General features: G+C 68.9%; 15 protein-coding genes. 6 read left to right on the top strand and 9 right to left on the bottom strand.

From position 1 onward, the window contains the following. The first annotated feature begins 8 nt into the window (after positions 1 to 8). A complete protein-coding gene (locus G6N57_RS20065) occupies positions 9 to 1,922 on the top strand; it encodes an ABC transporter ATP-binding protein/permease (RefSeq protein WP_077740890.1) in 1,914 nt (637 codons plus the stop codon). On the opposite strand, the gene G6N57_RS20060 is transcribed toward G6N57_RS20065, so the two are convergent. The 6 genes from G6N57_RS20060 to G6N57_RS20035 all read right to left on the bottom strand — a co-directional run bounded on the left by G6N57_RS20060 (position 1,919) and on the right by G6N57_RS20035 (position 8,299). Continuing rightward, a complete protein-coding gene (locus G6N57_RS20060) occupies positions 1,919 to 3,403 on the bottom strand; it encodes an FAD-binding protein (RefSeq protein ID WP_077740891.1) in 1,485 nt (494 codons plus the stop codon). The genes G6N57_RS20065 and G6N57_RS20060 overlap by 4 nt on opposite strands. Beyond that, the gene (locus G6N57_RS20055) at positions 3,400 to 3,894 is read right to left on the bottom strand and encodes a VOC family protein (protein WP_077741958.1); all 495 of its coding nucleotides are present in this window, start codon (positions 3,892 to 3,894) and stop codon (positions 3,400 to 3,402) included. The genes G6N57_RS20060 and G6N57_RS20055 overlap by 4 nt, the downstream gene beginning before the upstream one ends. A gap of 101 nt (positions 3,895 to 3,995) precedes the next feature. Then, the gene (locus G6N57_RS20050; RefSeq protein WP_097926043.1) at positions 3,996 to 4,661 is read right to left on the bottom strand and encodes an Rv1815 family serine proteinase; all 666 of its coding nucleotides are present in this window, start codon (positions 4,659 to 4,661) and stop codon (positions 3,996 to 3,998) included. A 188-nt stretch (positions 4,662 to 4,849) separates the two neighbouring features. Then, a complete protein-coding gene (locus G6N57_RS20045; RefSeq protein WP_097926026.1) occupies positions 4,850 to 5,464 on the bottom strand; it encodes a LysM peptidoglycan-binding domain-containing protein in 615 nt (204 codons plus the stop codon). 315 nt (positions 5,465 to 5,779) lie between these two features. Further along, complete coding sequence (locus tag G6N57_RS20040) at positions 5,780 to 6,691, bottom strand: sterol desaturase family protein (protein WP_077740893.1); 912 nt, start codon at positions 6,689 to 6,691, stop codon at positions 5,780 to 5,782. A gap of 27 nt (positions 6,692 to 6,718) precedes the next feature. Next, complete coding sequence (locus G6N57_RS20035; RefSeq protein WP_077740894.1) at positions 6,719 to 8,299, bottom strand: carboxylesterase/lipase family protein; 1,581 nt, start codon at positions 8,297 to 8,299, stop codon at positions 6,719 to 6,721. A 123-nt stretch (positions 8,300 to 8,422) separates the two neighbouring features. Here G6N57_RS20035 and G6N57_RS20030 point away from each other — a divergent pair, with 123 nt between their 5' ends. The 3 genes from G6N57_RS20030 to G6N57_RS20020 are packed head-to-tail and all read left to right on the top strand — an operon-like array spanning position 8,423 to position 10,355. Beyond that, positions 8,423 to 9,673, top strand: coding sequence for an acyl-CoA dehydrogenase family protein (locus G6N57_RS20030; RefSeq protein ID WP_077740895.1), 1,251 nt, complete (start codon positions 8,423 to 8,425; stop codon positions 9,671 to 9,673). 17 nt (positions 9,674 to 9,690) lie between these two features. Beyond that, positions 9,691 to 10,026, top strand: a complete 336-nt coding sequence (locus G6N57_RS20025) for a DMT family transporter (RefSeq protein ID WP_077740896.1) — start codon at positions 9,691 to 9,693, stop codon at positions 10,024 to 10,026. Further along, positions 10,026 to 10,355 carry a DMT family transporter gene (locus G6N57_RS20020; protein WP_077740897.1) on the top strand — a complete coding sequence of 110 codons (330 nt, stop codon included), beginning with the start codon at positions 10,026 to 10,028 and terminating at the stop codon, positions 10,353 to 10,355. Before G6N57_RS20025 ends, G6N57_RS20020 begins: the two co-directional genes overlap by 1 nt. On the opposite strand, the gene G6N57_RS20015 is transcribed toward G6N57_RS20020, so the two are convergent. Genes G6N57_RS20015 through G6N57_RS20005 form a run of 3 tightly spaced genes read right to left on the bottom strand, consistent with a single transcriptional unit; the run spans position 10,299 to position 13,085 of the window. Beyond that, positions 10,299 to 11,543 (bottom strand): MFS transporter, encoded by a 1,245-nt coding sequence (locus G6N57_RS20015; protein ID WP_097926028.1) that lies wholly within the window; start codon positions 11,541 to 11,543, stop codon positions 10,299 to 10,301. The genes G6N57_RS20020 and G6N57_RS20015 overlap by 57 nt on opposite strands. A 28-nt stretch (positions 11,544 to 11,571) precedes the next feature. Further along, positions 11,572 to 12,480: an SDR family NAD(P)-dependent oxidoreductase gene (locus G6N57_RS20010; RefSeq protein ID WP_077740898.1), complete on the bottom strand. Its 909-nt coding sequence runs from the start codon at positions 12,478 to 12,480 to the stop codon at positions 11,572 to 11,574. Further along, the gene (locus G6N57_RS20005) at positions 12,477 to 13,085 is read right to left on the bottom strand and encodes a TetR/AcrR family transcriptional regulator (protein WP_234815685.1); all 609 of its coding nucleotides are present in this window, start codon (positions 13,083 to 13,085) and stop codon (positions 12,477 to 12,479) included. Before G6N57_RS20005 ends, G6N57_RS20010 begins: the two co-directional genes overlap by 4 nt. A 78-nt stretch (positions 13,086 to 13,163) precedes the next feature. Between G6N57_RS20005 and lysA the strand changes: the two genes are divergently transcribed. Together lysA and malQ are read left to right on the top strand one after the other, a co-directional pair. Then, on the top strand, positions 13,164 to 14,438 hold the full coding sequence (lysA, locus tag G6N57_RS20000) for a diaminopimelate decarboxylase (RefSeq protein ID WP_234815686.1): 1,275 nt from the start codon (positions 13,164 to 13,166) through the stop codon (positions 14,436 to 14,438). Between the two features lie 33 nt (positions 14,439 to 14,471). After that, on the top strand, positions 14,472 to 16,607 hold the full coding sequence (malQ, locus tag G6N57_RS19995) for a 4-alpha-glucanotransferase (RefSeq protein WP_077740899.1): 2,136 nt from the start codon (positions 14,472 to 14,474) through the stop codon (positions 16,605 to 16,607). Positions 16,608 to 16,629: the final 22 nt, after the last annotated feature.

Raw genomic sequence — 16,629 nt, 5'->3', positions numbered from 1 at the left:
CCCGGGGTATGGAGATGTTCACCCAGTCACTGGACTGGGGCAACGAGATCCTCGGGTCGCTGGTCTGGGTCCTCAAGGCGTGGGCGATCGGCGCGGTGGCGCTGGTCGCGGTCGCCGCCCTCCTGGCTCGTGTCACCACGTGGGGCCGTCAGTTCTGGCGGGTCACCGGTGGCTATTTCCTTGGGCGCCAGAGCGTTCCGGTGTGGGCACTGCTGGGTGTGCTGCTCTTCTCGGTGATGCTCTCGGTCCGGATGGACGTGCTCTTCAGCTACTACGTGAACGACCAGACCACTGCCCTGCAGGTGGCGTTCTCCGGCACCGGTTCTGGCAACGAGGCGGTGCGCCGGTCGGGAATCGACGGATTCTGGCACTCGATCCTGATCTTCGCGATGTTGGTCACGGCCGACATCACCCGCACCTTGCTCGACCTGTACCTGATGCAGTACTTCATCATTCGCTGGCGGGTCTGGCTGACCGACCGGCTCACCGGCGACTGGCTGGACCAGCGTGCCTACTATCGCGGCCGTTTCATCGGCGGTTTCGGCGGAACCCCGATCGACAACCCGGATCAGCGCATCCAGCAGGACATCGATGTCTTCACCACCGGCACCGGCCCCGAGACCAACACCCCGACCGTCGCCACCGCGCAGACGCTGGTGTTCGGATCGGTGTACTCGATCGTCTCGGTCGTCGCGTTCACGCCGATCCTGTGGAACCTCGCCGGCCCGCTGACCCTGTTCGGTGTCACCGTGCCCAAGGCGTTGTTCTGGATCGCACTGCTGTGGGTGGCGGTCACGACGGTGGTGGCGATCTGGATCGGTAGGCCGATGATCCGGTTGACGTTCCGCAACTCCCTCACCAACGCGGCGTTCCGGTACGCGCTCGTGCGCGTCCGCGACGGCGCCGAGGCGGTCGGCTTCTATCACGGCGAGCGCACCGAACGCGGCACGCTGGCAGACCGATTCGCCAAGGTGATCGCGAACTACCGCAGGCTCGTGCTGCGCGGTGTCGCGTTCCTCGGCTGGAATCGGTCCATCAACCAGATCATCGATCCGCTGCCGCTGATCATCCAGGCGCCCCGGTTGTTCGCGGGTCAGCTCACTTACGGCGATGTCCTGCAGTCGGCGAGTGCGTTCAACAACGTGCAGAGCTCGTTGAGCTTCTTCCGCTCGGTATACGACGCCTTCGCCGGTTACCGGGCCGCGATCATCCGCCTCGACGGCCTCGTCACCGCGAACGAACAGGCAAGGGCGCTACCGAGATTGGACACCGGGGTGAGCGCCAACGGCGGGGTCGAGCTCGAGGATGTCGAAGTGCGGTCGCCCAACGGCGATCTGCTGCTGCACGACCTCGACATGCAACTCGCACCGGGCGATTCACTGGTCATCACCGGACCGTCCGGCACCGGGAAGACGACACTGCTGCGCAGCCTGGCGCGGCTGTGGCCGTACGGTTCGGGCACGGTGCGCTATCCGGGGCAGGGCGAGGTCATGTTCCTGTCGCAGCTCCCCTATGCCCCGCTGGGCGATCTGCGGACGGTGGCCTGTTATCCCTCACCGACCGGGACCTACAGCGACGACGAGATCCGGGCCGCGCTCGACGCGGTCGCCCTGGGAAATCTGGCCTCGCGGCTGGACGAGGACGCCGACTGGGGCAAGGTGCTGTCCCCGGGCGAACAGCAGCGGATCGCGTTCGCCCGGGTTCTGTTGGCCAAGCCGTCGGCGGTGTTCCTCGACGAAGCCACCTCGGCGCTCGACGCCGGTCAGCAGTACGCGCTGTACACGACGCTGCGCACCGAGTTGCCCGACTGCATCGTGGTCAGTATCAGCCACCGCGACAGCGTCAACCGGCTCCACGACCGTCGCCTGGAACTGCTCGGCGACGGTCGGTGGAACCTCGTGCCGGTCGGCGAGCCCGCTTAGCGGCCGGCCGCGTGTGTTCCGGCGCGGCGCCCGAAGAACGATCCTTCGCCGAGTTGCACACCGCTGGCGTATCCCTTGCCGTCCTGAGCGATGTTGGACGCGCAGGCGCCTGCCGCGTACAGGCCGGCGATGACGCTGCCGTCCTCTCGCAGCACCTCGCCGTCGATCGACACCGTCAGCCCACCCATGGTGAAGCCCGAGTACATGGCGACGCCGAGTGACAGATCGAAGGCCGCGTACGGACCCGTGTCCTGCGCGGCGATGTAGTCGGGCTGCTTGTGGAAGTCGGGATCCTCGCCGCCTGCCGCGTTCTTGTTGTACCGCTCCAGCGTGGCGGCCAGGTTGCCGGCCGGAATCCCCAGTGCCTCTTCGACTTCGGCAATGGTCTCGTAGCCGTCGATGAACTGGATCAGCGGCATCGCCGGCATCTCCATGTGCGCCTCGTCCACGATGAGGTACGCCTGCTGATCGGGCTGCTCCAGAACGAATGCCGAGGTGCGCGAGTGGTAGGAGTCCTCGGCGACGAACCGCTGACCCTGGTTGTTGACGATGACGCCGGTCAACAGGATCTCGGGCGGGTAGGCCGCAGCGGTGATGAACAGCTGATCCATACCGTTGGCGACGCCGCCTGCCGCGACACCCATCCGGATGCCCAGCCCGTCGTCGTTGGGGTTGCCCAGGATGTACGGCTCCACCTCACCGTGATGCTTGGTGCGGCGCTTCTTGCCCAGTGCCGGGGTGTACTCGGCGACCATCTCGGGGTTCATCGCGAATCCGCCGGCCGTGATGATGACCGATTTCGCTTTGACACAACCGGTTTCGCCGAAGTGCTTCCACTTCACCCCGACGACCGCCCCGTCGTCGACGATCAGGTTTGTGGCCCCGGTCTCGTAGCGGATCGCCACGCCCAGCGTCTCAGCGCGTTTCAGCAGGAGATCGATCACCATCGCGGCGCCGCCCAGCTCCCCCGGCACCGGCACCGAGTGTCCGCGCGGAGCCGGCTTGGCCTGCTCGGTGAACGGCCACACCTTCTCGTTGCCGGTGTAGGACAGCCCCTCGGTGCCGGGCGGCACGACGACCTTGCCCGGGTAGAAGCTGCGCTCGAACTGGAAGCCCAGCGCCTCAAGCCAATTGAAGTGCTCGACGCTGCCGTCGCAGTAGGCGCGGATCTTCTCCAGATCGGGCTCGCGGGACACGGCGACGAGGTACTTGTACATCTCGTCGGCGGTGTCGGGGTGCCCGGTCGCCTCCTGCACGGCGGTGCCGCCGCCGAGATAGAAGTGCCCGCCGGCCATCGAGGTGGTGCCGCCGGCCGCGGCAGCCTTCTCCAGTACCAGCACGCGGGCGCCCTGCGCCGCGGCGCTGACCGCCGCGCAACCTCCGGCGATGCCGAAACCGAGCACCACGACGTCGAACTCGTCGGACCAGGCTTCGGCGGCGACGACCTCGGAGGCCTCTAGGACCGCGGGGATTTCCTTCACTGCTGCTCCTGTTTCACATAGTCGAAGAACGCCCGGATCTCGGGCGGAATGTAAGCGATCTCCAGATACGGCACCCCGGCCGCGACGGCCGACAGGTAGGCGAATCTCATGCCTCCGGGCATGACGCCCTGGCAGACAACGGGCGCCCCGTCGGCCTCGGCGTCCCGCAGTTTGGCGTCGAATGCGGGCTCGTCGGCCGCTTCGACGCAGATGTGGTGCAGGCCCGATCCGTGCCGGTCCAGGAACTCGGTGTAGACACTCTCGCCGCGCACGGGGGCGATGAGCTCCAGTTGGGTGTCGCCGGCGTAGCTGAGTGAGATGTCGGCGACGAAATCGGCGGGTTCGCCGCGGTAGCTGCAGGTTTCGGGGCCGAAGTGCACCGCGGGCATACGCACCCACCGGCGCGCCCCCAGCAGGGTGGTCAGCGCCCGTTCGGTGGCATCCAGATCGGCGGTAACCCAGGCGATCTGGACAGGTGTCTGATCAAGCATCGCCATGAGAATATCGCCCACTCGGCACGAAAGCTAGAACGTGTTCTAGTTCTGTGATTCGCGGTGCCCGAGTCCGGCACCGAGCGTCAGATCGGTACCGGTCAGGGCTGGCCGACGAGATTCGACACCTCGCCGGCGAGCGGAGCGCCGTCGCTGCGGGCCTGGCCGCTGGCGTTCTGCCACGATACGGCGGCCGGGTAGTTGCCCCACGTGCTGTTGAACATCCCCACGATGGCAGCCCGACCATCCGGTGTGACCACGTACACCGGGCCACCGGAGTCGCCCTTCTGGCTGACCACCCCATTGGCCATGGTGAACCAGCCGTTGTTGACGGCCTCGACGGTGCCGCAGGTCTCCCCGGTCACCACCCCGAAATGGCAGACCGGGGCCCCGGGCGTCGGCACCACGGCGGGATCCTCCACGAGCATCCGCCCGCCCGGCAGGACGTTGTTCACCACGACGTCGCCGGCGAGTTGGATGGTCTCCCAGTCGGAGATCATGTGATTGGTGTCGACCGTGGCACCGTCGGGTGTGTTGTCCCGGAATGACCCCATGTGCCCGATGAAATTACCGTCCCGGTCGTTCACCGGCCCACCGCCACGGCAGTGCCCCGCGGTGAATCCGACCCGGGTGGCCGGATCCACGAAGCCCAGCGTGCACAGATTGGTGCCCTGACGGATCTCCATCCCGGGGTACACCAGCGAACCCGCCGCGGCGGCCGTGGGGATTGGACATACCAGCAGCCCTGCCACCGGAACCCCCGCCATCGCCCGCATCACCCCACCAAGCCAACTGTTCACGGCCGGCCTCCCTCGTTTTCGGACGTGGTGAACGTCACCCTACCGACATCAATATCGGTCCGGCGGCAACTTCGTTACCGGGGGTACCCGTAACGACGAGCCGAAAACGACGACGGCCCGGACCGTATGGTCCGGGCCGCGCGTCTGTTCACAGGTCAGGGAATCGTCAGAACCTGGCCCGGGTGAATCAGGTCAGGGTTGGCGATGCCGCTGGCATCGGCGATCTGCTGGTACCGGTTGCCGTCGCCGTAGAACCGCTCGGCGATCGCCCACAGGGTGTCACCGGACACCACGGTGTAGGTCCGCGGCTCGGGTGCGGGCGGGGGTGGCGGCGGTGCGGCCGGCTCGGGTGCGGCGGCCGGTGCGGGCTCTTCCACAGCGGCAGGTGCCACCTCGGGCTCGGGCGCGGCGGCCTCGGGGGCCGGTGGCGGCGGCTCGGAGGTCTCGGTCTTGGAAGACCAGGCCGGGCCGTCCGCGGCGTACAGCACCAGGTTGCGGTCGTCCTGGAGAACCAGCTTGACGTCCTTCTTGCCCTTGGTGTCGGTGTGCCAGACCGGCTTCTCGGAGGTGTAGAGCACGAAGTTACCGTCGGTCTGCACCTCCGCCCGCTGCACGTCCTGGCCGTTGGTGGAAGTCGACCAGACCGCTTGGCCACGTGCCTCCAACACGAGGTTGCCATCGTCCTGCAACGTCAGCGTGTAAGCGCCGTTGTTGGAGGTGAGCGACCCCCCCTTCTCCAGCTTCTGTCCTTCGGTCAGTGTGTCTCCCACGCATTGCCCCTTTCTGGACCGTGATCCGGGTTGTTCACCCGGTTCAGTCGACCTTACTGATTCGAGGTTTGCTTTGGTGCTATTCGGCTCGGCCCGAATTCAAACGTCACACAAACACTGGGGAACACTGGGATTTTCGACGTCGGCGGACCCGGATCGCCCCGGCGCGGCGTGTCGCGAATCGACACCTTTCCCGAATAGTGGCTGACGTCAATTCTTGTGTCGGCCAATGGTTGTGGCGGTTCCGGACCACGGTGACCAGACCACGGTGACCACGGGTCAGCTCGACCGCCCGGGTCGGGCCGGGCGGAGGCGTTACCCGACCGACTGGGGTTCGGAGACTTCGGCGGGCTGCCAGCCCGGCGGGCCGAAGATGTAGCCCAGCCGGTCCCGCAATCGGCCGGCCCGCCGCACGTCGTGAGCGATCGCCACGTACTCGTGGGTCTGCAGCTTCCAGATGTTGAAGGTGTCCACCGGCTTGGTCAGCCCGTAGTGCGGCCGGAACACCTCCGGCTGGAAGGTGCCGAACATCCGATCCCAGATGATCAGGATGCCGCCGTAGTTGCGGTCCAGGTACAGCTGGTCGCGTCCGTGGTGCACGCGATGGTGCGAGGGCGTGTTGAAGATGAATTCGATTGGCCGCCAGAGTTTTCCGACCCGCTCGGTGTGCACCCAGAACTGGTAGACCAGGTTGACCGAGAAGCTGGCGAACACCAGCCAAGGTGGGATACCGAGCAGCGGCAACGGAATCCAGGCCAGGATCTCGCCACTGTTGTTCCATTTCTGCCGCAGCGCGGTGGCGAAGTTGTAGTACTCGCTCGAGTGATGGGCCTGGTGCGTCGCCCAGATCAACCGCACCCGATGGGCCACGCGGTGGTACGCGTAGAACAGCAGATCCACGCCGACGATCGCGATCACCCAGGTGTACCACCGGTTTCCGGGCAGGTGCCACGGTGCCAGATAGGCGTAGATCGCCGCATAGCCCAACAGCGCCAGCAACTTCCATCCGGCGGTCGTGAGGATCGACACCAGCCCCATCGAGATGCTCGCCCACGCGTCGCGCGTCTGGAACGCGCCGGCAGGCGCCCGGTCGGATTCGAGGTGCTCCAGGCGGCGGGCCGCCACCCACTCGACGGTCAGCAGCACCAGGAAGAACGGGATCGCGAAGAACACGGGGTCGCGCATCGGCGGAGGCAGAAAGTCCAGGACGGACCTGATCATGTCCATGTCGGTGTCTTCATCTCAGCGGATCCTTCAGCGGAAGTTGAGGATCTGGCTCCCCCAGGCCGCGTGCAGATCGCGGTCCAGGTCGGCGACGGTCTTGTCCTGCTTGTCGATCACCAGGGCGGCCCGGTCCTCGCGGCGGTACGGCCGCCACACGGGTTCGCCGACGGCGCCCGTGGGTTGCCCGGTGGCGGCGAAGTTGACCCAGCGCCGACGCACCCGCTGCGACACCGCACGTCCGTGCTTGAGCCCGCCCAGCTTGAACGTCGGATCTTTCGAGCCGGCAACCAGATTGCCCCAGACGTAGGGCAGCTCGGTGGCGTGGGCGGCGCCGAGCCGCAGCAGCCGCAGCATCGGGGTGGTGAAGTCGAAGCGGTACAGGTGGACCGGGGCGAGCGCGCTGTGCCCCTCGGCGAACCACAGCGTCGGCATCCGGAACCCGATGTCACGCGCCATGCCCAATCCGATCGCCTTGGGCCGCAAACCCGCGTAGGCCGAGGTGATCTGGGCTTCGGTCGGCAGTTGTAAGCCGGGCTGCTCGGCGGTGATCGCCGCGAACATGGACCGCAGCGCGCCAGGGGTGATCGGCATGAGCGGTGACTTCATCCAGCGGAACACCGTGGCCTCGTGCGCGTTGGTCCCGATCATCAGCGGTACCGGGTGCGTGCGCCCCGCCCTGGCCGCCGCCACCGGGTAATCCGGCACCACGTCGCCGTCGACGACGGGCGCGAAGGCCAGCAAGCCCGGTGTCTGCGTCGGGACCGCATCGAACACGTCTTTGGCCGCGGACAGGATGCTGGGCACCGGCACGCCGGACAATCGCCCGATCTCGTCGCCCGAGATGCCGAGACGCTCGAGGAACTGGCCGGCCACGGCCCGTGATCGCTCGGCGTCGTACACCGATGTCGCCGGCGAACTCTGCGCGATCGCCGCGCTGAACAGGCCCTCGGCGGCCGGGCTGGCCAACAGGGTGGTGACGATCCCGCCGCCTGCCGATTCGCCGAACAGGGTCACCCGTCGCGGATCGCCACCGAAGGCGGCGATGTTGTCGCGGACCCAGTGGAGTGCGAGCAGCACATCCCGCAGGCCGAGGTTGGTGTCGAAACGCAGTCCGCGCGCACCGGGCTGTCCGTTGAACTGGGACAGGTCCAGGAAGCCGAACGGGCCGAGCCGGTAGTTGAGCGTGACCACTACGGCATCACCTTCGGCGGCCAGCACCGACCCGTCGTACAGCGGCTGACTGCCCGAGCCCAGGACGTAGGCCCCGCCGTGCACCCACACCATCACCGGTTTGCCGTCGCCGGCCTCGGTTCCGCTGGGCGCCCACACGTTGAGCACCAGGCTGTCCTCGCCCTGGCGCCCGCCGAGGTCGAGCGGGAGCCTCGGATCGGTGATCTGCGGGCACACCGGCCCGGCCACGGTCGCGTCGACGATCTCCTGCCGGCGTGCGGGCGGTTGCGGTGCCCGCCAACGCAACTCACCGACCGGCGCGGCGGCGTAGCGGATACCGAGCCACCGTTTGACGGTTCCGTCGTCGGACCCACGCACCGGGCCGTACCCGGTGTCGACGACCGGACCGCCGCTGGTACAGACGGGTGTCGGATCGGTCATGCGGGCTCCTCGGTAAATCTGGCGAACTCCCCCACGGTACTCACCGGCCTGGTGGGGCCGGAAAAGATTCCTGCTGGTTGCAAACCTCGGCGCCGCGCCGCACCCGTCGTAGCGTCGGCCGCCATGACCCTCACCGACGTCGATCCGACCACCACGCCCACAGTTCTGAGCACGGCGCAGCAGGCCCTGGCCGCTGCCGACGCACTCGCCGCCGAACTGGCCGCCGGCAGCGCCGAGCGGGAACACTCCCGGGCATCGCTGCTGCCCCAGTTGCGACAGGTTGCCGAGTCGGGCCTGCTGAGCGTCGTGGTGCCGGCCGAGCACGGCGGGCCGGGCCTGTCGGCGGCCGTCAAGGTCGAGGTGTTGCGCCGGCTGTCCCGCGGCGACAGCGCCATCGGCCAGCTGCTGCTGTCGCATTTCGTGATCGGACAGGTGATTTCGGGCCTCGGCCGAACGCAGCCGGCGCCGCGCATCTACGCGGACATCCTGGCCGGTGCGCAGCTGGGTAATGCCTCCGCCGAACGCGGCACCCCGACCGGGTTGGACCGGCACACCACCGTGACCCCGCGGGGTGACCGAACGTGGGTGCTCAACGGCACGAAGTACTACGCGACGGGCGCGCTCGGCGCGAAGTGGATCGCGGTGGCCGCCGTCATCGCCGGCCGGGACGGCGAGACCGCCACGGTGTTCGTCCGGCCGGACCAGGACGGCGTCACGCTGGATCTGGAGCAGTGGTCGGCGTTCGGCCAGCGCGGTACCGCCAGCGGTGAGGTGCGGCTGACCGACGTCGTCGTCGACGGGGAGCTGGTGATCGAGGAGGGCGCCGCACCGGATCCGGTCACCGGGCCGCCCAGTGTGCTCGGCGCATACGACCAGGCCCTGCACGCCGCGGTGGACATCGGCATCGCCCGTGCCGCGCTCGAAGACGGCGCCGAGTTCGTCCGCACCCGGTCGCGGCCGTGGAAGGAGGCCGTGCTGGCCGGGGTGACCCGCGCCGACGAGGAGCCCCACGTGGTTCGCCGGTTCGGTGAGCTCACCGCCCGGCTGTATGCGCTGGAGGCCCTGCTGGCCCACGGCACGGCGCTGGTCGACGAGGGGCTGGCCGAGGCCGAACTGTCCCGCGACACGGCGGCTCGCGCGTCGCTGCAAGTTGCCGGGGCCAAGGCGCTGGCCCAGGAGTACGCAGTCGAAATCGCCAGTGCCATCTTCGAATTGACCGGCACCTCGGGGACCGACTCGGCGGCGAATCTCGACCGGCACTGGCGCAACGTGCGCACGCATTCCCTGCACGATCCGGCCCGCTGGAAGTACGTGCACCTGGGCAACCACACGCTGCACGGCACCCGGCCGCCGCGGCTGGGGCTGGTGCTGTGATCGGATAAGTTGGTCGGGTGCGGACCTGGGCGTTGTTGATGGCGGCCGTCGCCACCGAAGTCAGCGCCACGCTGTCGCTGCGCGCGTCCCAGGACCACCCGGCATGGCTGGTGCTGGTGGTGACCGGCTATCTGGCCGCGTTCGTGCTGTTGACCCTGGTGTTGCGCGCCGGGATGCCCGTCGGCGTCGCGTACGGCATCTGGGGTGCGCTGGGCACCGCCGCGACGGCCGTGCTGGCCGCGGCGCTGTTCGGCGATCCGTTCACCTGGCCGATCGTGGCCGGCATCGGTCTGATCATCGCCGGCGTGCTGCTGGTCGAACTCGGGTCGCACCCGCGGCAGGCCGAATCATGATGTGGCTGGCGCTGGCCGGGGCCATTCTGGTCGAGGTGTTCGCCACGCTCGCGCTGCGGGCCTCGGACGGGTTCCGTCGCAAGGCGTGGATCGCCCCGGTGGTCGCCGGCTACGTGATGTCGTTCTATCTGCTGTGGCTGGCGCTGTCGTTGGGCGTGCCGGTGGGGATCGCCTACGGAATCTGGACCGCGTGCGGGGTCGCCCTGGTCGCGGTCATCGCCAGGTTCCTGTTCAAGGAGCCGCTGACCCCGGTGATGATGCTCGGCATCGCACTAATCGTGTCGGGTGTGTTCACGATCGAGCTCGCCGGCGTCGGGCCCACGCACTGACCCCTTCCGCGGCAGCACCCCGGCCAGCAGCACCGCCACCACCCCGGCCGCAGGCACGGCCAGCAGACCGGCCCGCAACCCGGCGGCATCGGCGACGAATCCGACCAGCAGCGGCGCCCCGAAGAAGCCGACCCGCATGAGCCAGGTGACCACGGTCAGGCCGGTGCCCGGCCGCAGCCCGGGCAACTGATCGGCGGCATGCATGGCGGCCGGCACCAGGGTGGCCACCCCGAGGCCCGCCAGCGCGAATCCGGCGATCGTGGTGGTGATGGTCGGGACCGCCAGCGCGGCCCCCATGCCGGCGGCGGCGATCAACCCGCCCGCGCGCGCCACCGCGGCCTCGCCGAACCGGTCGACCAGCCGGTCGCCGGTCAGCCGGCCGACGAACATGAACCCGACCAGTGCGATGTAGCCGAAGACCGCGAGCGCCGGCGGCGCATGCAGCCAGTCGCGCAGATACAGGGTGGCCCACGAGCTTCCGGCGTCCTCGACCGTGGCGCCCGCGATCGCGATCAGCACCAGGGCGAGCAGGATCAGGTACACCCGCGGTCCGGCTCTGGTCCGCGTCGCGGCGTGCGCGGCCGGATGGTCGTCGTGGTCGGGGCCGGGCAGCAGGTAGCGGTAGGCGATCAGCGCCACCGCGCTCAACAACACGGCCACCGCCGACAGATGGATGCCGCGCGGGATGCCCAGCGCGATCGTCCCGGCACCGGTGAGCCCGCCGAGGATGGCGCCCGCGGCCCACACCGCATGCAGCGAGTTGATGATCGAACGGCCGAGGGCACGTTGCACCCGCAGCCCGTGCGCGTTCTGTGCGACGTCGACGACGGAATCGCACGCCCCGGCCAGGAACAGGGCCGCGGCGAACAGCAGTGGGGTGCCCGCGACGCCGGCTGCGACGACGAACGCGGCCAGCGCGACGGTGCCGACGACCGCCACGCGGGCACTGCGGAAACGTCGGATCAGCGTCGCCGCGGTCAGTCCCGCGACCAGTGCGCCGCCGGAGAACGCGGCGACGGCGGCGCCGTACACCGCGTTGCTCAGGTGTAGATCGGCCTTGATCTCCGGATAGCGCGGCAGCAGATTGGCGAAGATCGCCCCGTTGGTCAGGAACAGCGCGCCCACCGCGATCCGGGCTCGGCGCAGCGTGACGATGTCGCGTTGCGCCGAGACCGATCCGGATGTCACTGAGGCGACACTACTGCGATCCGGGAAGCTAGCCGACCGCCGACACCAGCCGCTCGCTGACCTGCCACAGGTCGGAGGCCTTGGCCTCGTCGTACGAATCGCGCGAGGACCGGATCCGGCGGGCACCCTCGAAATACGCCCCGGTGACGCCCTCGAGGGCGGGATCGGCGACGAGCGCGGCAAGGTTGGTTCCCGACCGTCTGGTGCTGTTCACATTGGGCAGCAGTCGCAGGGCGGGCATGAGCAGGCGCCAGGCCAGCCGCTGGACGCTCCCGTAGTCCCTGGCCAGACCCGATCCCGGCATCAGGCCCGGGTCGAACGCGTTGACCGTGATTCCGCGGGCCCCGTGGCCGAGCCGCCGGTCCAACTCATAGCTGAAGAGCATGTTGCACAGCTTGGAGGTGGTGTAGCGCCGCCTGCCCTCTTCGCCGGTCAGGCCGTGCGCCGGCGGGTACAGCAGGGTTTCGGCCGAGTTGTATTGCGGCGCAGGCATACCCGTGAACCTATCCGGGTCGTGGGTGCCGCTGCTGACCACCACGATCCGCGCCGGGGCCGTCAACGTGTCGAGCATCTGCCGCACCAGGGCGAAGTGGCCGAGATGGTTGACGCCCCAGGTCATCTCGTAACCGTCCACCGTGGTCTGGGTGCCCGCGACGAGCTGCAGGCCGGCGTTGCACACCACGGCGGTCACCGGCGGAACGTCCAGCCGCGCCACGGTGTCGGCGAAATCGCGCACCGACCGCAACGACGCCAGGTCCAGTTCTGCGACGGTGGTGCGTCCGGCACTGCCGAGCCGCGCTGCCGCGTCGGAGCCCCGCGCGGTGTCGCGTACCGCCAGCACCACATGCCATCCCCGATCGGATTCCAGGAGCGCGCGGGCGCATTCGAATCCCAGCCCGGTGTTCGCGCCGGTGATGATCGCGGTGTTGCCGGTCACTTTTCCTCCAGGAGAATCGGGATGAGGGCCGTGACGGCCTGCCACAGCCGCTGGTACATGCGGGCCACGTCGACGCTGTCGGGCTCGAGGTGCCCGGCGAAGAACACGCCGTCGGATTGCGCGACGGCGAACGCGGTGAGTTCGGCAACCACCCGCTGGGCACGAGACGGTGGCACGGCGGCGGGCAACTGGCTGCGGACGGCGGCGGAGAACCGGGAAACGGCAGTGTCGCGCACCCGGCGCACCACCGCGGTCACCGTGGGGTCATCGCTACGTTCCAGCGACAGCAGGTAGAGGATGCGGAGGAACTCGGGGCGCTGTGACTGCAGGTCCGCCAGGACGGCCAGCTGGTCATCGATGCTCGCGCCGCTGGGGATGGCCGCGAAGAAGCGGTCGGCGCCGCGTTCCATCACCGCGGCGAGCACGCCGTCCTTGGACCCGAAATGCCAGTAGATCGAGCTGGCCGGGAGTCCGCAGGCTTTGCGGATGTCGCTGATCGAGGTGGCGGCGTAGCCGCGCGTGGCCATGAGCCGCTCGGTGGCGTCGAGGATCTGTTCGCGGGAATCCGCGCCCTGCTGTTGTCGCCTGGTCGATGCGGGCGTCACTTGAACCTACCTCTGTAAGGATCGTTACAGACAGACTAACAGCACCCGAGCGCGCCCGGCCAGTGGCACGCTGAACCGGTGACGATCAGCAAGACCGCCGCCGACGACCTGATCGGCCTGTTTCCACCGGGAACACAACAGGACTCCGACGGCACCCTGATGGTGGGCGGCTGCCGGCTGGACGCCATCGCCGAGCAGTTCGGCACTCCGGCGATCGTGGTGGACGAGGGCGCCTTACGTCAGCGGGCCGCCGACTACCTCGCGGCATTCCGCGACCGCTGGCCGCGCAGCGATGTCGCGTTCGCGTCGAAGTCCTTCCCGTGCACTGCCGTTCAACGTGTGATGGCGGCCGAAGGCCTGCACCTCGATGTCGCGGGCGGCGGCGAGATCCTGTCCGCGCTCAAGGCCGGTGCCGACCCGGCCCGGCTGGTGCTGCACGGCAACGCCAAGACCGACGAAGAGCTGACCCTGGCCGTCGGGCGCGGCGTCGGGCTGATCGTGGTCGACAACTTCGACGACATCGACCGGCTGGAGCGGATCGTGCCAGCCGGCCACCGGCAAGCATGTCTGGTGCGGGTGATTCCGGGCGTCGACGCCGCCACGCACGCCTCGCAGGCCACCGGACATGCGGGGTCGAAGTTCGGCCTGATGCCCGACGACGCCCGGGCGGCGATCGCCCGCATCGAGGCCAGCCCGCGGCTACGCCTGGACGGCGTGCACACCCACGTCGGATCGCAGCTGCTCAACGTCGATCAGCTGGCCGCTGCGGTGGCGCCGATCGCCGCGCTGGGCACGTTCGACGTGTACGACCTCGGCGGCGGGCTCGGCGTGCGTTACACGTATGACGAACACCCGCCGGGTCTGGATGACTACGCCGAGGCGATGGTGGCTCAGGCCCGCGCGCTATTGCCGCCGGACAGCCGCATCATCGTCGAGCCCGGTCGCAGCATGGTCGCGACCACCGCCTGCACGCTGTACCGCGTCACCACCGTCAAACGCGGGCTGATCACCCATGTGGCGGTGGACGGCGGGATGGGCGACAACCTCGAGGTGTCGCTGACGGCGCAGCGGTTCGAGGCGACCATCGCGAACCGCGTCGGCGGCGGCGAGACCGTCAGCGTCGTCGGCAGGCATTGCGAATCCGGCGATCAACTCATCGATGCGGTGGCCCTACGTGAACCCAAGGTCGGTGACCTGCTGGCGGTACCGGTCACGGGGGCCTACTGCTACACCATGTCCAACCAGTACAACGGGGCACGTCGCGTTCCGGTTGTGTTCGCGCACAACGGAACTGCTCGGCTGGTGGTCCGCCGGGACACCTGGGAGGACCTGCTGGCCCGCGATGTCGACTGACACGATCGCGCTCTGGGCACCAAGATTGGTGTCATGACCACTTCGTCATCGGCCCTGCTGGAGTTGGCCCGCCGCTACGGCGTGGCCGCCGAGTTCGACGACTGGACCGGCCTGCGTACCGCTGTCGCGGAGTCGACGCTGGTGGCGGTACTGGAAGCGCTCGGCGTACCGGCAGGCACCGAACAGGAGCGGGCCGACGCATTGGCGGCCCACGACCGCCAATACTGGCAGCGATCCCTGCCGCCCATCGTGCTGGGCCGAGCGGGCGTGGCGTCGAGTTTCTGGGTGCACGTCACCCATGGCGATCCGGTGGACCTGACGGTGCTCCTCGAAGACGGCACCGAACGCAGCGGCCTGCGGCAGCTGGAGAACAACCGGCCGCCATACGATCTCGGGGACCGGCTGGTGGGTGAGGCCACGTTCGAGCTGCCCGCGGACCTGCCACTGGGCTATCACCGGTTGCGGCTCGACGGGTCCGATACCGAGACCCCGGTGGTGATCTCCCCTGCCACATTGGACCTGCCCACCCGGCTGGGACGGCGGCGGGCCTGGGGCCTGGCCGCCCAGCTCTACAGCGTTCGTTCGCAACACTCTTGGGGCACAGGAGATCTCACCGATCTGACCGATCTGGCGGTGTGGTCGGCGGCCGAGCACGGGGCCGCCTTCATCCTGGTCAATCCGCTGCACGCGGCCGCTCCGACCGCACCGATGGAGCCCTCGCCGTATCTGCCCACCTCCCGGCGCTTCGGCAGTCCGCTGTACCTGCGGGTGGAGGCCATCCCGGAGTTCGCCTCGGTGCGGCACCGCGGCCGGATCCGGGGCCTGCGCACCGCCCTCAACAAGCGCGCCGACCGCAACCCGACGATTGACCGCGACGGGGCGTGGCAGGCCAAACGCGCCGCGCTCGAGCAGGTGTACCGGGTCGAACGCTCGGCCGGACGCGAGGTGGCCTACGCCGCCTACCGGGACCGGCAGGGTCGCAGCCTCGACGATTTCGCGATCTGGTGCGCGCTGGCCGAACAGTACGGCGCGGACTGGCACGGCTGGCCCCACGCGCTGCAGCATCCGGCGAACCCGGAGGTGGCCGCATTCGCGGCGGCCAATGCCCCCGCGGTCGACTTCCATCGGTGGTTGCAGTGGCTGCTCGACGAGCAACTCACCGTCGCCCAGGCCACCGCGGTGCAGGCCGGGATGGAACTGGGCGTCATGAGTGACCTGGCGGTCGGCGTCGATCCCGACGGTGCCGACGCCTGGGCGCTGCAGGATGTGCTGGCGCTCGGCGTCACCGCGGGCGCACCGCCGGACGAGTTCAATCAGCTCGGCCAGGACTGGTCCCAGCCGCCATGGCGGCCGGACCGTCTCGTCGAGCAGGCCTACGAACCGTTCCGGGCCGTGGTCAACATGGCGCTGCGGCATTCCGGCGGGGTACGCATCGACCACATCATCGGGATGTTCCGGCTGTGGTGGATCCCGAAGGGGGCCGCACCCACCGAGGGCACCTATGTGCGCTACGACCACGACGCGATGATCGGCATCATCGCGCTCGAGGCGTACCGCGCCGGCGCCCTCGTGGTCGGCGAGGACCTCGGCACGGTCGAGCCGTGGGTGCGTGACTACCTGCACGAGCGGGGCCTGTTCGGCACCTCGATCCTGTGGTTCGAGTCCGATGAGTCCGGTGGGCCGCTGCAAGCCGAACGGTGGCGCGAGTACTGCCTGTCCTCGGTGACCACGCACGACCTGCCGCCAACTTCCGGCTATCTCGCCGGTGAGCACGTCCGGTTGCGCGAGCAACTGGGCTTGCTCACCCGGCCGGTGGACCAGGAACTGGCGGCGGACCGCACCGCCCAGGCCGCCTGGCTCGACGAGTTGCGCCGGGTCGGACTGCTCGGAGCCGATGCGGACACCGATCAGGTCGTGGCGGCGCTGTACCGCTATCTGGGCCGCACCCCGTCGAGACTGCTGGCGCTGTCGCTGGCCGACGCGGTCGGCGACATGCGCACCCAGAATCAGCCCGGCACCACCGACGAATACCCGAATTGGCGGATACCACTGGCCGGTCCGGACGGCAGGCGGCTACTCGTCGAGGACGTGTTCACCGACCCGCGGGCGGCGGCGTTGTGCGACGTGATGTCGACGATCACCGGCCACCCGGGCCGGACCGGGATGTAACGCGCAAGGCGTCTTCTCCGGT

Origin of the sequence: Mycolicibacterium boenickei (assembly GCF_010731295.1) — a bacterium.
GTDB classification, from domain to species: domain Bacteria; phylum Actinomycetota; class Actinomycetes; order Mycobacteriales; family Mycobacteriaceae; genus Mycobacterium; species Mycobacterium boenickei.
Note: the sequence above shows the minus strand (reverse complement) of the source record. Positions and strands in the feature narration are given on the sequence as shown.

What these genes read in the sequence shown, in the direction of transcription:
- G6N57_RS20065 (WP_077740890.1), top strand. Translation starts at nt 9, where the DNA reads ATGGAGATGTTCACCCAGTCACTGGACTGGGGCAACGAGATCCTCGGG.
- G6N57_RS20055 (WP_077741958.1), bottom strand. Translation starts at nt 3,894, where the DNA reads ATGCTTGATCAGACACCTGTCCAGATCGCCTGGGTTACCGCCGATCTG.
- G6N57_RS20050 (WP_097926043.1), bottom strand. Translation starts at nt 4,661, where the DNA reads ATGGCGGGGGTTCCGGTGGCAGGGCTGCTGGTATGTCCAATCCCCACG.
- G6N57_RS20040 (WP_077740893.1), bottom strand. Translation starts at nt 6,691, where the DNA reads ATGGACATGATCAGGTCCGTCCTGGACTTTCTGCCTCCGCCGATGCGC.
- G6N57_RS20035 (WP_077740894.1), bottom strand. Translation starts at nt 8,299, where the DNA reads ATGACCGATCCGACACCCGTCTGTACCAGCGGCGGTCCGGTCGTCGAC.
- G6N57_RS20030 (WP_077740895.1), top strand. Translation starts at nt 8,423, where the DNA reads ATGACCCTCACCGACGTCGATCCGACCACCACGCCCACAGTTCTGAGC.
- G6N57_RS20020 (WP_077740897.1), top strand. Translation starts at nt 10,026, where the DNA reads ATGTGGCTGGCGCTGGCCGGGGCCATTCTGGTCGAGGTGTTCGCCACG.
- malQ (WP_077740899.1), top strand. Translation starts at nt 14,472, where the DNA reads ATGACCACTTCGTCATCGGCCCTGCTGGAGTTGGCCCGCCGCTACGGC.